Source organism: Sphingomonas sp. Leaf25 (assembly GCF_001421635.1).
GTDB lineage: Bacteria > Pseudomonadota > Alphaproteobacteria > Sphingomonadales > Sphingomonadaceae > Sphingomonas.
Genome location: NZ_LMKU01000033.1, coordinates 263,253 through 278,134 on the forward strand (window position 1 = coordinate 263,253; position 14,882 = coordinate 278,134).

Genomic DNA, 14,882 nt, shown 5'->3' on the forward strand with positions numbered 1-14,882 from the left:
CCTCAAAAACTCGTGCGCAGCCCGATCGCGGCGGTGCGCGGGGCACCGGGCTGGACCCACAGCGGCGAATAGCTGTTGGCGTACCAGCGCGCGTCGAACAGATTCTGCACCGCCGCGAACAGCGTGACGCCGTCGACCGGCTCGACCTCGCCGAAGATGCGGGCGAGGGTGTGCGAGGGCAGGGTGAAGGCGGTGCCGGTTTCGCCCGATCGATCGCCGACATGGTGCATGCCGGCCCCGGCGCGCGCCGTGCGGCCGGCAATGGTGAAGTCCTTGGCAAGCTGCACGTTCAGACTGTGGTCGGGAATGTTGATGAGCCGGTCGCCAGGGCGGATCTGGAAGTTGAAATTGGGTTCGAGCAGCGTCGATCGCGCCTCGGCATCGAGATAGGCATAGCTGAACAGTAGCTCGACATCGCCCGGCAGCCGGCCGGTCAGGTCGAGTTCGACGCCGCGGCTGCGCGCCTTGCCGATCGCGACCGAAAAGCCGGGGTTGCCGGTGTCGCTGGCCAGCACGTTCGACTTGGTCAGTTCGAACGCCGCCAGCGTGGCGTTCCACCGGCCGCCGGGCAGGGTCAGCTTGACGCCGACTTCCTTCGACCGGCTGATCTCGGGATCGAAGATCGCGCCGGTCACGTCGGTGCCGATGTTGGCGCGAAACCCCTCGCCATAGGCGGCATAGAGGGTCAGCGGGTCGCTCAACCGATAGACGAGCCCGGCCTGCGGGCTGAAGCGGCCGACGCTGCGGTCGCTGTCGATTCCGGTCAACCGGTTGAGCGTGCGCAGGCGGACCGAATCATACCGCCCGCCGACGCGCAGTTGCAGCCGGTCGGTCAGCGCGATCTGATCCTGCACGAACGCCCCGGCTGATTCCTGCACGTCGAGGCGATCGTTCTGCGGCCCCGGGGTCGGCAAGGGGAAGCGGCCATAGACCGGATCGGCGATGTCGAGGACGTAGCCCGCGCGGTCGGTGGTCGTCGCGCCGACGACGGCGGGGCGGACGCGGCCGAACTGCTGGTCGTTGTCGAACCGGTCGAGATCGGCGCCGATCAGGACGCGGTGGCCGAGCGTGCCCGTATCGAACGCGCCCGACAGTTCGGCACGCACGACCCACTGGCGCGAATCATACCGCCGCGAGCGGCGCTGGCGCGACAGCGAGCGGCCGTCGCGGAACAGCTTCTGGCGGGCCGGCACCAGTTCGGCATCCGATGAAAAGCCGGTGAGCAGCGTGTCGCGCAGGCTGGCGCCGACGAGCAGGCTCCAGTCGCCGCTCAGGTCGTGCTGGACGCGAAGCTGGTGGCCGGTCGCGCGCGCGACGGTATCGCCGTCGCCCGGCTCGCCGAGGAAGCGGGTGCGCGGCACGGTGGCGAAATCGCCGTTCAGCACGACGATGCCGCGATCGAACGGTGTCTCGACTCGCGTCCATTCGAAATCATAGGTCAGCCGCGTTTTCGACCCGATCGCTAGCCCGACCGAAGGGAGGAAGCCCCGGCGGTGGAGGTCGACGCTGTCGCGGAACGTGTCGCCATCCTCGGCATAGCCGATCAGCCGGGCGGTGAGCGTGTCGGTGAGCGCCAGGTTGACGTCGGCTTCGCTGCGCAGCCGGTCGAAGCTGCCGAGTTGCAGCGACGTGCTGCCGAAGGTGCGGCCGATCTCCGCCTGTTTGGTGACGAGGTTGACGGTGCCGCCGGGCTCGCCGCGTCCCAGCAGCGCCGCCGCCGGGCCTTTCAACACCTCGACCCGTTCGATCCCGGCGACGTCGCGCGGGCCGCCGAAACCGCGCCCGCCGTTGAAGCCGTTGACGAGATAGCCGGTCGGGATATTCTCGTCGCCGGCGAAGCCGCGCACCGCGAAACTGTCGAACAGGCCGCCGAGCGTGTTCTGCCGCGAGACCGAGGCGTTGAGATCGAGCGCATCGCCCAGCCGCAGGAAATTGTTTTCCTTGAGCGTTTCCTCGTCGATCTGCGCGATCGACTGCGGAATTTCGGCAAGGGTGAAGTCGCCGCGATAGGCCTGTCGCACGCCGGTGACGGTGATTTCCTGATCGGCCGGCGCGGCATCGTCCCCCGGCTCGTGCGCCGCCGCCGGTGCCGCCGCCAGCAGTGCCGAACCGGCGAGGCGCATCATCAAACTCGCGCGCGAAGCGTGGCGCAGCATATCAACCCCCGTTATTGGCCAGACCGCGCGGGCAGGACCGGCGACAGGAGCGCGCCTATTGGCGGCACGTTACACCATCGTCAATGAGATGTTATATCAGTTACGCCGCCAACGCCGACCCGGCTATCGCTTCACTGACAGCGCATCGTCCAGCCAGTCGCCGACCAGCGCGACCGCGCGCGGCGAGCTGAAGTTGGGGCCGAGCCTTGCCACCTCGTCCTCGCCACCGGTCACGGCACCGTCCTGAAACCAGTGGCTGAGGCCGGCGAGTACGACCACCTTGCCGCGCGGGTTGTCGCGCAACGCTGCCCGCGCGGCGGCGGACTCTTCGGCGGCGGAGATCAGCGGGTCCTTGGCGCCGAACACCGCGAGGACCGGAACGTGCAGCGCCTTCAGGTCGGAGGCGGAGCGTAGCCGGTCGGCCTGCCACGCTTCCTCGGTATCGATCATCGCCAGTGCGCCTTGCGCCTGCGCGGGCGAGAAGCCGGCATCCTCGAACCGCGCGATCGCCGCCATGCGCAGCGGCGCGATCGCGGCCATGTCCCGCCGGTCGATCCGCGCCTGAAGCAGCGCGGTGATCGCGCCGATCGCGGGGTCGACCACCGCTGGCGCGCGGCCGGCGGCGATCATCTGATGGCGGATCGCGCGGGTGAGATAGGGCAGGCCGTCGCCGACCGATCCGGCCAGCGTCACGACCGCCGCGACCCCCCGATCGACTGCCGCGACCGCCGGGGCGATGACGCCGCCCTGGCTGTGCCCGACCACCGCGATGCGCCGCCCGTCGATGTCGCCGCGCGCGCGCATCGCCGCGACGGCGGCCGCCGCATCGGCGGTCAGAAGCGTCAGATCCTCCTGGTACGTGCCGCCCGACTGACCGACGCCGCGCTTGTCATATTCGAGCGCGGCGATGCCGTCGGCGTTCAGCCGCCGGATGAGGTCGCCATAACCACCGCGCCCGTTGCGACCATGGCCCTGGACCAGCACCGCCAGCGGAAACCGCGCGCCGGGCACGGCGGCCGGCAGATGCAGCGTGCCGGCCAGGGTGACGCCCGGTTCGGACGCGATCCGCACCTCGGTTGCCATGCCTGTCGGGCGTTCGGCGATTCGTGCCGGCCGGGCATCGCCGGCCGATGGCAACAGTCCGCCCAGCATCAGCGCCGGGCACAGCCCCGCCGCCAGCCGCATCAGGTTCAATGCGCCGGTCATTCTTCCTCTCCCGCTGGATCGGGCCGGTCAGGATGCCGTCCCGAAATCCTCCTGCGCCGCGTCGTGCCACCAAGCGAAGGTCGACACCGCCGCCAGTTCGGCCACCACCGCCGCGACCGGCGGCAGCAGCGTGGTCACGTCCAGCATCGCGCACGCCGTCAGGAGCGCGAGCGTCGTGATCGTCGCCGCGCCGAAGCGCATCGCGGTCGCGACCCGTGCCCAGTTCCGGTCGAGCACCCACCACGCCAGCGGCAGGTGGCAACCCGCCAGCGCCAGCAACAGCACCGCCAGCACCGGGCCGGTCGACCGCGTGCCCGCGTTCAGCAGCGAGACGTGCGTGCCGCTGCCGGTCAGGAAGCCGCCGAGGCCGTCGCTCGCCGTGACGAAGGGAAAGCCGAACAGCGTCGCGACCACCAGCATCGCCGCCACCGGCAACAGCAGCCCCAACGCCAGCGCATAGCCGGCCAGCAACCGGCGGCCCTCACCATGCCGTGGCAGCATGCGCCATGCCCCGATCAGACACCCCAGCGCGAAGCGGAGCGACCGTCCATCAGCGGCGGCGGCGGGCTGTTCGGCGAGCATCGCCGCACCCCATGCCGCATGGCGCGTGCCGAGGCTGCGGACCGCGAGCGCGAGGAGCAGCCGGGCGAGCGGCGCGCTCATGCCGGAAACGGCACGCCGTCGGGCGTGGGGCGATCGGTGGCGAGGTCCCGCGCCAGTTGCAGCCCGGCGGCGGTCAATCGATAGGCGTGGCGCGGCGGCCGGCCGGGGTGCTCGGGCGCGCACCATTCCGCCTCGACCAGTCGCTGATCGGTCATGCGCATCAGCAACGGATAGATCGTCCCCGACATCAGCCCGGTGGCCTTCATCAGCTCATAGCCGTGCCACCATTCGGGCGCGCGCGCCGCCAGTGCTTCGATCAGCGTCAGCATCTGTGGCGAAGGGCGACGGGTCCGGGCCATGCACCAATAACAACATATGTAGAGTTAAGCGTCAAGCGGTACGATCGACACCCATGAAAAGGGGTGCCCGGACGCTCTGCCCGGACACCCCCGTCACGCCGAAGCGTGGATCAGAGCGCGATCATGCCTGTCCGAGATCGAACCGGTCGGCCATCATCACCTTGGTCCATGCCGCCACGAAGTCCTTGGCGAACTTCTCGCCGGCGTCGTCGCAGGCATAGACTTCCGCAATCGCGCGCAACTGCGAGTTGGAGCCATAGACCAGATCGGTGCGCGACGCGGTCCACTTGCGTTCGTGGGTGTGGCGATCGGTGCCGACGAACTCCTGATCGCTGTCGTCGCTGACCTGCTTCCACGCGGTGGCCATGTCGAGCAGGTTCACGAAGAAGTCGTTGGTGAGCTGCCCCGGCCGGGTGGTGAACACGCCGTGCTCCTTCGCCTTGCCGTGGTTCGCCCCCAGCACGCGCAGCCCCGCGACCAGTACCGCCATTTCGGGCGCCGACAGGCCGAGCAGTTGCGCCCGGTCGATCATCAGCTCCTCGGTCGGCACGTTGAACTGTACCTGGAGATAGTTGCGGAACGCATCGGCCTTCGGCTCGAGCACCGCGAAGCTCTCCACATCGGTCCAGTCCTGCGTCGCGTCGGTCCGGCCGCCCACGAACGGCACCGCGACGTCGTGACCGGTCGGCGCGATCGCCTGTTCGATGCCGACGACCCCGCCCAGCACGATCAGGTCGGCGATCGACACGCTCTTGCCGCCCTTGCCGTCGAAACCGGCCTTGATCCCGTCATAGACCGCCAGCACCTTCGCCAGTTGTTCCGGCTCGTTGACCTCCCAGTCCTTCTGCGGGGCAAGGCGGATGCGCCCGCCATTGGCGCCACCGCGCTTGTCCGACCCGCGATAGGTCGAGGCAGAGGCCCATGCGGTCGTCACCAGTTCGGCGATCGACAGGCCCGACGCGGCGATCGCTTCCTTCAGCGTGGCGACCTCGGCATCGCCGATCGCCTCGCCTTCGAGTCTGGGGACCGGGTCCTGCCAGATCAGGTCTTCCTTGGGCACTTCCGGGCCGAGCAGGCGGACGTTCGGCCCCATGTCGCGGTGGGTCAGCTTGAACCACGCGCGCGCCCAGACGTCGGCGAAATAGGCCGGATCGGCGCGGAATTTCTGGCAGACCGCGTTATAGGCGGGGTCGACCTTCAACGCCATGTCGGCGGTCGACATCATCGTCGGCACCTTCTTCTCCGGGGTATGCGCCGCCGGGGCGAGCGTATCCTCGGGATTGCCGACCGGCTGCCACTGGTGCGCGCCCGCCGGGCTCTTCACCAGTTCATATTCATGGTCGAACAGCATATCGAAATAGGTCATGTCCCACGTCGTCGGCGTCGGCGTCCATGCCCCTTCGAGGCCCGAGGTGATCGTGTGATCGCCCATGCCGCTCTCGTGCGTCGATGCCCAGCCCAGACCCTGCGCGGCGATGTCCGCGCCTTCGGGCTCGGTGCCGACATGGGCGGGATCGCCCGCGCCATGCGCCTTGCCGAAAGTATGGCCGCCGGCGGTCAGCGCCACCGTCTCCTCGTCGTTCATGCCCATGCGCGCGAACGTCTCGCGCATGTCGCGCGCCGAGCCCTTGGGCATCGGGCAGCCGCCCGGACCTTCGGGGTTCACGTAGATCAACCCGTGCTGGATCGCGGCGAGCGGGCTTTCAAGCGCGAGGCCGGCTTCCTCGTCGATCCGGGTCTGGCCGAGCCATTCTTCCTCGGTGCCCCAGTACACGTCCTTTTCGGGCTCGAACACGTCCTCGCGACCGCCGCCGAAGCCGAAGGTCGGCCCGCCCATCGATTCGATCGCGACGTTGCCCGCGAGGATGAACAGGTCGGCCCAGCTCAACTGGCGGCCGTACTTCTGCTTGATCGGCCACAGCAGGCGGCGTGCCTTGTCGAGATTGCCGTTGTCGGGCCACGAGTTGAGCGGGGCGAAGCGCTGCTGCCCCGCCGACGAACCACCACGCCCGTCGCCGGTGCGATAGGTGCCGGCCGAATGCCACGCCATGCGGATGAAGAACGGGCCGTAATGGCCGTAATCGGCCGGCCACCACGGCTGGCTGTCGGTCATCAGCGCGGTCAGATCGGCCTTGAGCGCATCATAATCGATGCCTGCGAATTCGGCGCGATAGTCGAAGTCGTTGCCGAACGGATTGCCGCTCACGCCCTTTTGATGGAGGATGTCGATCGACAGCGCCTCGGGCCACCAGTCGCGCGCGGTCTGGCCCAGCAGGCGGCGCATCGCGGCAGGTTGCTTCTTGGGATCGTTGATCGGGCTGTTTTCGGGGATGGCGTCCATCGCAACTCTCTCCATGACTATTCCGCGTGGGATGACCGACCGGGGACACGTATTCCAACGATTTGAACCAATGTGTCCGATCGGATTTTTCGATGGGCCGGCCGCAGCGGCGGACCGGTCACACGAATTCCATCGAGGCCCGTCATGAACGCAACCGATATTGCCTGTCTCCGTCGCTGCGTCGATCTGGCCGGCGAAGCGGTGTCGGCGGGGGACGAACCGTTCGGGTCGCTGCTGGTGTCCGCCGATGGCACGGTGCTGTTCGAGGATCGCAACCGGACAGGCGGCGGCGATCCGACGCGGCATCCCGAATTCGCGATCGCCCGCTTCGCGGCGGAGCATCTGTCGTCGGAGGAACGCCGCGGCGCGACCGTCTATACCTCGGGCGAACATTGCGCGATGTGCGCGGCGGCGCACGGCCTCGTCGGGCTGGGGCGGATCGTCTATGCGACATCGACGCCGCAACTGGGACGATGGCTGGCCGAGCTGGGTAGGCCGTCGCTCGGCATCGCGCCGCTGCGCGTTACCGATGTGGTTCCCGGTATCGAGGTCATGGGACCCGTCGAGCAATTCGCCGACGAGGTCCGCGCCCTGCATGCGCGACGTGGGACGGACCGGGATTGAACAAGGCGTTCGACGTCTCCCCCCCCCTGACAAGGGAGGGGGCGGGGGTGGGTCGGCCGGTTGTGGGAAGCTTACGTTTCCTGTTCGACCCACCCACCCCCAGCCCCTCCCTTGTCCGGGAGGGGGGCAACTTGCCGGAGTCCGGCGAATGTCGATCCTACACCGCCAGCCCGTTCGCCTCGACATGGGTGGCGATCTCGCCGGCGGTCGTCCACCAGATGCGCGGATCGTCCGCCCCGCGCAGGTCGCTCAACACCCGGGCGAGCGCGGGAACGCGGTGCGCCTGCCCCATGATATAGGGGTGGAGCGCGATGCCCAGCACGACCGGGCGGCGGTCACATTCCGACAGGAGCTGATCGACGGCGGAGCGGATCATGGCCGCGAACGTCTCCGCCTCCTGCCGGCGCTGGATGATCGACGGGATGTCGTTGATCTCCTGCGAATAGGGCACCGATAGCATGCCGCCGTGTCTGGTCGACATCCGGGTCGGCTGGTCGTCGTGCGCCCAGTCGAGGACGTAGCGATAGCCCGCTTGCGCCAGCAGGTCGGGCGTGTCGTGGCTTTCCGAAATCCATGGGCCGAGCCACCCGGTCGGCCGCGTGCCGAGCGCGGCGAGGCGTTCGGTCACGTCCGCGATCAGACGTGCTTCGCGGCCGGGCGTCATGTCGCCCTGCGCCCGCGCGTTGCTGCCACCATGCGCCGCGATCTCGTCGCCCCGGTCGCGGCAGGCTTCGGCAAGGCCGGGGCAGCGGTCGAGGACATCGGCGTTGAGCAGCGCGGTGGTGCGCAGCTCCAGCCGGTCGAACAGGTCGAACAGCCGCCATGCCCCGACGCGGTTGCCGTAATCGCGCCACGCATAGTTCATCACATCGGGGTCGGTCTGCGACGGCGCCAGTTCGGCGCCCAGCCCGCCGCCGAAGTCGAACACCTCGTAATTGACGCCGAGATAGAGCGCGAGGCGCTTGCCGCCCGGCCAGTCATAGACCGGGCGATCGACGATGCTGCGATAGGGATAACGATCGTGGTGTGTGGCCATGGCGGGGCGAACGCACGACCCCGGCCATCGCTGCACCCCCGGTGTGTCGGAGTCCGTTTGAAAATTCGCGGGAGAGCGAGTTTCGAGGCGGTTCCGGCTGCGCGCCGTGCCGATGCTGGCGACCATGGTTTCATACTGGTCGGTCGAAAAGCCCGCGCGCAGGAACGTCTTGAGTTCATGCACCGGCACCGCGAACCCGCGATGCCAGCTCAGCACCGCCATGCGGCGCAGCGCTTCCAGTTGCGGATCGGCGAGGTGCGGACTGCCGCGTCGCGTACCGAACACCCGGCCGAGCGCGACCGATACCCGCCCCGGCTCGCGCAGCGACGACAGGCGGTCATGCTGCGCCAGGGCGACGACCGACCATTCGAGCGCGCTGAGCCCGGTACGCGGCACAGCGGCGGTCTCGACGCTGCCTGCCTGCACTGCGAGCATCGGATCACCGGTGAAATCGACATAGGCCATGAACGGATCCTCCCTTTGGATGGCGCACGGTGGCTTGATCGAGGCGCGACCGGGCGGTCGCGGCCCCATGATGGTGCCGACGTGCAGATGCACCTCCACCATCCGCCCGAGTACCGGGCCGGCGGACGTGCCGAAATCGAAGCATTGGACTGCGGCGTCGCCGACGTTACCGGGCGATCACCGCGAACACACAGGGTCAGGCATGGTGCAGCCTTTGCGGATACCATGGAGGCACCGCTGCGATGCCCTCTTCTATACTGGTCGGTATATTAAGCGGAGAAGCGGTCGTCAACGCCTTTTATACCGACCGGTAGCTTTTTATCGCCCCGGCCACATCATCAGGCTGGTGGCGACCACCCGCTCCAGATCGACGCGGGTCGCCCCCGATCCGGCCTGCACCGCCATCCCCTGCAACACGGCGTAGAGATAGCCGGTCAAACCGGCGACATCGACATGGTCGGGCAGGTCGCCGTCGTGCTTGGCGCGTTCGAATCGTTCGACCAGTGCCGCCTGCGCGCAGGCGCGCCGCTGGATCATGTCGGCCTTGATCGATCCGGCGTCCGCGCCGCATGCGGTGGTGCTGATAACCCCGAGGCACCCCTTCGGGCCGCCGCTGTCGGTCTGCGCATCGATCGCGCCGCGCATGAAATATTCGGCGACGGCGCGCGCGGTCGGCTGGTTCAGCGCCTCGCGGGTATAGGCCATCTTCTCGGCTTCGTAGAGGTCGAGCGCCTTGTGGAACAACGCTTCCTTGTTGCCGAACGCGGCATAGAGGCTGGGCTTGGTGATGCCCATCGCGTCGGTCAGATCGGCCATCGACGCGCCGTCATAGCCCTTCGCCCAGAACACGCCGAGCGCCTTGGCGAGTGCTGCATCGACGCAGAATTCGCGGGGCCGACCCTTGGGCGGGGGAGTTGCAAGCGATTCCATAACGGCCGGTACATAAGGAGGGCGTCCCCCGGTGGCAAGCCGGCGTGGCGGCGGCGGCCGTGATCGCCCCGCTTGCCAAGCGCGCGCGCCCACGCCAAGCGGCGGCGATGCGTATCGCCCTGTTCGAACCCGAGATCGCCGGTAACGTCGGTGCCGTGTTGCGCCTGTGCGCCTGTCTGGGCGCCACGGTCGACCTGATCGAGCCGCTGGGCTTTACATGGGACGACCGGCGGGTGCGCCGCGCGGCGATGGACTATATCGATCACGTCACCGTCACCCGCCACGCCGATTTCGCTGCGTTTCGCGCCACGCTGGACGGCGGCCGGCTGGTGCTGTTCTCCACCAAGGCGACCGAGTCGGCCTATCGCTTCGCCTATGCGCCGGGCGATGTGCTGCTGTTCGGCAAGGAGAGCGCAGGCGTGCCGCAAACCGTGGCCGATGCGTGCGACGCACTCGTCCGCCTGCCGATGAAGGGCGCGGTGCGATCGATGAACCTCGCCACCTCCGCCGCGCTGGCACTGGGCGAGGCGCTGCGCCAGACCGGCGGCCTGCCGGGGTAGGATCGATCGACATTCAGCTTTGCGTGGCACAAGATCCGGCGTTTCGGGTTGAACGCGCTGTACTCATCCTCGTCGTCACCCCGGACGTGTTCCGGGGTCCACGGTGCGGCAATCGATGTAGCCTGAGTCTCTGGCGGCAGCATTTGCGGCCGGGTGGACCCCGGAACAAGTCCGGGGTGACGGTAAGGGCATGACTGTCGCCTCCGGGTTGGATCCCCGTGGACCGAGCATCACACCGCCTGTGGCAGCAACAGCAACTGCCCCGATGTCAGCCCGTCGCCGGTGGCGGTGATCCTGACCGGGCCGGTGCCGCGCCCGATGCGGACGATCGCCTGCGCCAGCCCGGCGAACGCGCGGCGCCGGTCGGCCTGATCGGCCTCGAGACTGGTCGGGTTGCCATTGCCGACGCCGATGATCGTCGCATCGCCCGCCACCGCGAAGCGCAGCAGATCGGCGGCATCCGGCACGATGCGCCCCTTCGCATCGACCAATTCGGCGCGGACCATCACCACGTCCTGCCCGCTGGCCAGCGGCCGACGGCGATCGGCGGTCAGCACGACGCCGGCGGCGGCCCCGGCCGTCTCGCGCACGTCGCGCGCGGTGCGGCGGCCCTTGTCATAGCCGCGCGCCTCGATCCGGCCCGGCGCATAGGGCACGTCCCAGCGCAGGTGCCGGTTGCGCGGCATCGGCTTGCGTCCGAGCGAGCGGCCGTTGAGCAGCAGCTCGACCTCGGCGCAATTGCCATGCACCCACACCTCGATCGGCTGGCCGTCCTTGCCCGGCCAGTTCCAGTGCGGCAGCAGATGGACCAGCGGCTGGTCGGGCCGCCACCACGCGCGGTAATAATAGAAATTGTCCTTGGGGAAGCCGCAGGTGTCGAGCACCCCGAAATAGCTCGAGATGCTGGGAAACGCCGGATAGGGCGTCGGTTCGCCGCGATAGTCGAACCCGGTCCAGATGAACCCGCCGGCGATGTCGCTTCGGTCGGCGACGATCGTCCACCATTCCTCGGCGGTCGATGCCCACCACGGATGTTCGGTGTCATAGGCGCGCACGATCTGCCGTGCGGCATCGTTGGCATAGGCGCCGCGCGTCGCGACCGTGCTGCCGGTTTCCGATCCATAGACCGGTACGCCGGGATGGGCCGCCTTGAACGCGGGCATCCTGTCGGTGCGGTAGTTGAAGCCGACCGCGTCGACGATCCTAGCGGCTCCCTTGTCCCAGCTATTGTCGAACGCGAAGGTCGTCGGCCGGGTCGGGTCAAGCTCGCGCACCAGATCCTGCATCGCTTGCGTGACCCGCGCGCCGCGCGGCGATCCCTGCTGCGGTTCCTCGTTGCCGAGCGACCAGCTTATGACGCTGGGATGGTTGCGGTCGCGCCGGACGATGCGCGACAGTTCGTCCATCGCCGCGGGATCGCTGCTGTTGCGCCGCGCCTCGACGATCATCAGCATGCCCATCGCATCGCACAGGTCGAGCATCGCGGCGGCGGGGGGATTGTGCGCGCTGCGCCAGGCGTTCGATCCCATCTCCTGCAACTGCGCGATCCGCCATGCGTGGAGCGCGTCGGGGATGCCGGTGCCGACCCCGGCATGGTCCTGATGGTTGCAGCTTCCCAGCAGCTTGACCGGCCGTTCGTTGAGCAGGAAGCCGCCCGCGCCGTCGAAGCGGACCGTGCGGATGCCGAACGGGGTGACATAGGTGTCGACCGTGATGCCGTCGACCACCACCTCGCTGTGCAGCCGGTAGCGATACGGCGTCTCGACCGACCAGAGCTGTGGCGCGGCGATCCGCGCGCTGCCGGTTGCGGTCGCGGTGGTGTGCGGGGCAACCGTCAGCGACGTTTCGGGCAGCGCCGCCACCGCCTGTCCGTTTGCGCCGACGATCCGCTGGCGCACCACCGCCGCGACCGGGGCGGGGCCGTCGTTGCGGATGTCCAGCGCCGCGCTGACGATCGCGCCGTCGCTGCCGACGGTGCTGCGCACCACGCTGCCCCATTGCGGCACATGGACGCGATTGGCGCGGACGAGGTCGACATGGCGGTAGATCCCGGCCCCTTCATAGAACCAGCCTTCGCCAAGCGACGCATCGACCCGCAGCGCGATGACGTTCGGCCCGCCATCGTAATCGAGGAAGTCGCCGATCGGCACCGCGAACGGTGCATAGCCGCTCTCGTTACGGCCGGCGACATAGCCGTTCACGAACACGATGCAGTCGCGGAACACGCCGTCGAACTCGATCCAGAGCGCGCGGTCGCGGTCGGCGGCGTCGATGGCGATCGGGGTGCGATACCAGCCGACGCTGTTCCCGGGAAAGTCGCGGCCGATCGCCTTGAAGCCATGCGCGGCGGCGGCGTCCTCGGTTTCCTTCGTCGCCGGCGCGGCCGGTTTGGCGAACGGCAAGGCCACCGCCCAGTCGTGCGGCACCATCACCGCCTGCCAGCCCTTGTCGTCGAACGCCGGGCTGGAGGCGTCGGCGGTGACGCCCGCCTTGGCATAGGTCCGCTGATACCGTCCGAAGCCGAAGTCCTGTTCGACGTCGGCGGCATGGCCAAGATGGAAGCGCCAGTCGGCCAGCCGTTCGACCCGCCGGGGACCGATGTACACCGGGGCAGGGGCCTCGCCCGACACGCCGGCATGCGCCGATCCCAGTCCCGGCAGCGCGACCGCTCCGGCCAGCGCGCCCGCGGCAATCGCCTCGCGACGGGAAATCAGCATCGTTCGTCTCTCCTGACGTGGCGGCTGCCGCTTCCGGCCCGCCTTGATTTGTCTGATGAATGCGTAGCCAAGAATATACCCGGCAGCAATGTGGTTTCGCCGCCGCGTACGCCCGGTCGATCTCGCTGAAAATGACGTTAATGATCGCGTGATGGAGCATCCCGCCGACGACCGATTCGCGAAACTGACCCCGCGCCAGCGCGAATTGCTGCGGCTGGTGCATGAACACCGCAAATCGGCCGAGATTGCCCACATGCTGGGGCTGAGCGCGCGCTATGTCGATAACCAATTGATCGACGCCAAGAATATCCTCGGCGCGACCAGCCGGTTCGATGCCGCGCGGCGGTTCGCGGCGCATGAATCGGGGGTGGAATCGATACACCCTGTATCTTCTCCATCTTCCCCGCCGCCGCTCTGGCCGCTTCCCATGCCGTTGCCGGACAGCACCGGCCGCAGGAACATGATGAGCTGGCAACAGGTCGCCCTGTGGGGGGCGATCATCGCGATCGCCACCCCGGTCGGGTTGACCGTGGCGGCGATGGTCATCGTGGCACTGGGGCTGCTGTTCGGCCAGACCGCATCATAGCCGGCATGCAGATGCCGAGGGGAACGACCATGCAGCACCTCACCGCTACCAGTCTCGCCGTCGCCGACGATCTGCGTCGCGCCGAACATTCGATCAACGTCGCGATGCGCGATACCGCGCAGTTCCTGATGACCACGCTCGACGCCACCTCGGCGCACGGCCTGTCGGCGGCGATGACGCATGGCACGGTCAAGGCGACGGTCGGCGCGCTCGGCTCGCTGGTCGAAAGCCAGTCGCAGATGGCGATGCGCGCGCATGTCGCGATCGAGCGGACCGGACGGCAACTCGGCCTGACCGAGACGAGCTGGGGCGAATTGCTGCCCAAACCGTCGGGCAGCGCCGACGCGCCCGTGCCCGTCATGGCCTGATCCGGCGGCCGAAGCTTCCCGATGGCGACGAACGTCCTTTTCGCGCTGCTGTTCTGGGCCGTCTTCCTCGGCGTCAACGGCTATGCCGCGTGGCGCGGCGGCCGGCCCGAACGGATCGGCGCGGCGATCAACGTCGTCGGCTGCATCGCGACGCTGGTCGTCCGGCTGCTGTCGGCCTCGGCATGGCTGCCCGCCGCGTTGTCGGTCTTGACGATCGACTTCGCGGTGGCGGCGGGCTTCTTCTGGCTGGCGGTGCGCACGACGCGCTTCTGGCCGGTCTGGGCGTTCGGCTTCACGCTGGCGAACCTGCTGGTCAGCATCGCCGCCGCGCTGCTGCCGGCGGTCGCGCCCTTCGTCTATCACACCGGCCTCGGTCTCTACGCCTATCTCGCCTTCGCGGCGCTGGCGCTCGGCACGATGCAATTGCCCCGCGACGCCGGGCCGGTCCTTCGTAATGGATTCCGATCGTCATGGATGCCACCGCAACCGAAATGATCGACGTGTTGGTGCGCCTGCCGCGCGCCACCGTCCTGCAGTTCGTCGGCACCGCCCGGCCCGACCCGGTCGATCCCGCCGCCCGCCGGCTGGAACAGGCGAGCGCGATGCTCGCCGGCCGCCGCGCGCGCGGTGCCGCCTTCGCGGGGCTGCGCTTCGTCGAACCGGCGTGGGACATGATCCTCGCGCTCTATGTCGCCACCGCCGAGGGGCAGCGGACCAACGTCCTGAAACTCTGCGCGGCGAGCGGCGCGTCGACCACCACCGCGCTGCGCCTGATCGAGAATTTCGAGGCGCGCGGCTATGTCGAACGGCGGCCCGATCCGACCGACGCGCGCAGCATCCTGATCGTGATGCTGCCAACGCTCGCGAACGCGCTCGACGGCTGGCTCGATTCGTTCGGCCGGGGCGCGCTGCCCGACCTTGGCTGACGCGG

Annotated in this window: 14 protein-coding genes; 6 read left to right on the top strand and 8 right to left on the bottom strand. The window is 68.6% G+C overall.

Annotated features, from left to right (window positions below):
• Positions 1 to 2: 2 nt before the first annotated feature.
• From ASE78_RS16205 to katG, 5 genes are all read right to left on the bottom strand, one after another.
• Positions 3 to 2,126 carry a TonB-dependent siderophore receptor gene (locus ASE78_RS16205; protein WP_235515113.1) on the bottom strand — a complete coding sequence of 708 codons (2,124 nt, stop codon included), beginning with the start codon at positions 2,124 to 2,126 and terminating at the stop codon, positions 3 to 5.
• Positions 2,127 to 2,279: 153 nt separating this feature from the next.
• A complete protein-coding gene (locus ASE78_RS16210; RefSeq protein ID WP_056498521.1) occupies positions 2,280 to 3,362 on the bottom strand; it encodes an alpha/beta fold hydrolase in 1,083 nt (360 codons plus the stop codon).
• A gap of 27 nt (positions 3,363 to 3,389) precedes the next feature.
• On the bottom strand, positions 3,390 to 4,025 hold the full coding sequence (locus ASE78_RS16215; RefSeq protein ID WP_056498522.1) for a hypothetical protein: 636 nt from the start codon (positions 4,023 to 4,025) through the stop codon (positions 3,390 to 3,392).
• On the bottom strand, positions 4,022 to 4,324 hold the full coding sequence (locus tag ASE78_RS16220; protein WP_321163102.1) for a PadR family transcriptional regulator: 303 nt from the start codon (positions 4,322 to 4,324) through the stop codon (positions 4,022 to 4,024). The genes ASE78_RS16215 and ASE78_RS16220 overlap by 4 nt, the downstream gene beginning before the upstream one ends.
• A 121-nt stretch (positions 4,325 to 4,445) precedes the next feature.
• A complete protein-coding gene (gene katG, locus ASE78_RS16225) occupies positions 4,446 to 6,665 on the bottom strand; it encodes a catalase/peroxidase HPI (protein ID WP_056498527.1) in 2,220 nt (739 codons plus the stop codon).
• Between the two features lie 144 nt (positions 6,666 to 6,809).
• On the opposite strand from katG, the gene ASE78_RS16230 reads away from it, so the two are divergent.
• On the top strand, positions 6,810 to 7,289 hold the full coding sequence (locus ASE78_RS16230) for a nucleoside deaminase (RefSeq protein WP_056498529.1): 480 nt from the start codon (positions 6,810 to 6,812) through the stop codon (positions 7,287 to 7,289).
• 157 nt (positions 7,290 to 7,446) lie between these two features.
• On the opposite strand, the gene ASE78_RS16235 is transcribed toward ASE78_RS16230, so the two are convergent.
• Together ASE78_RS16235 and ASE78_RS16240 are read right to left on the bottom strand one after the other, a co-directional pair.
• A complete protein-coding gene (locus ASE78_RS16235; protein ID WP_235515114.1) occupies positions 7,447 to 8,790 on the bottom strand; it encodes a polysaccharide deacetylase family protein in 1,344 nt (447 codons plus the stop codon).
• A 318-nt stretch (positions 8,791 to 9,108) separates the two neighbouring features.
• A complete protein-coding gene (locus tag ASE78_RS16240) occupies positions 9,109 to 9,720 on the bottom strand; it encodes a TetR/AcrR family transcriptional regulator (RefSeq protein WP_056498531.1) in 612 nt (203 codons plus the stop codon).
• A 107-nt stretch (positions 9,721 to 9,827) separates the two neighbouring features.
• Here ASE78_RS16240 and ASE78_RS16245 point away from each other — a divergent pair, with 107 nt between their 5' ends.
• Positions 9,828 to 10,280, top strand: coding sequence for a tRNA (cytidine(34)-2'-O)-methyltransferase (locus ASE78_RS16245; protein WP_056499222.1), 453 nt, complete (start codon positions 9,828 to 9,830; stop codon positions 10,278 to 10,280).
• A 230-nt stretch (positions 10,281 to 10,510) separates the two neighbouring features.
• On the opposite strand, the gene galA is transcribed toward ASE78_RS16245, so the two are convergent.
• A complete protein-coding gene (gene galA, locus ASE78_RS16250; RefSeq protein ID WP_056498533.1) occupies positions 10,511 to 12,997 on the bottom strand; it encodes a beta-galactosidase GalA in 2,487 nt (828 codons plus the stop codon).
• A 151-nt stretch (positions 12,998 to 13,148) separates the two neighbouring features.
• Here galA and ASE78_RS16255 point away from each other — a divergent pair, with 151 nt between their 5' ends.
• The 4 genes from ASE78_RS16255 to ASE78_RS16270 are packed head-to-tail and all read left to right on the top strand — an operon-like array spanning position 13,149 to position 14,877.
• A complete protein-coding gene (locus ASE78_RS16255; protein ID WP_082448062.1) occupies positions 13,149 to 13,583 on the top strand; it encodes a LuxR C-terminal-related transcriptional regulator in 435 nt (144 codons plus the stop codon).
• A gap of 29 nt (positions 13,584 to 13,612) precedes the next feature.
• The gene (locus ASE78_RS16260; protein WP_056498535.1) at positions 13,613 to 13,951 is read left to right on the top strand and encodes a hypothetical protein; all 339 of its coding nucleotides are present in this window, start codon (positions 13,613 to 13,615) and stop codon (positions 13,949 to 13,951) included.
• Positions 13,952 to 13,972: 21 nt separating this feature from the next.
• Positions 13,973 to 14,446: a hypothetical protein gene (locus tag ASE78_RS16265; RefSeq protein WP_056498537.1), complete on the top strand. Its 474-nt coding sequence runs from the start codon at positions 13,973 to 13,975 to the stop codon at positions 14,444 to 14,446.
• Positions 14,422 to 14,877: a MarR family winged helix-turn-helix transcriptional regulator gene (locus ASE78_RS16270; protein WP_055757618.1), complete on the top strand. Its 456-nt coding sequence runs from the start codon at positions 14,422 to 14,424 to the stop codon at positions 14,875 to 14,877. The genes ASE78_RS16265 and ASE78_RS16270 overlap by 25 nt, the downstream gene beginning before the upstream one ends.
• Positions 14,878 to 14,882 lie beyond the last annotated feature (5 nt).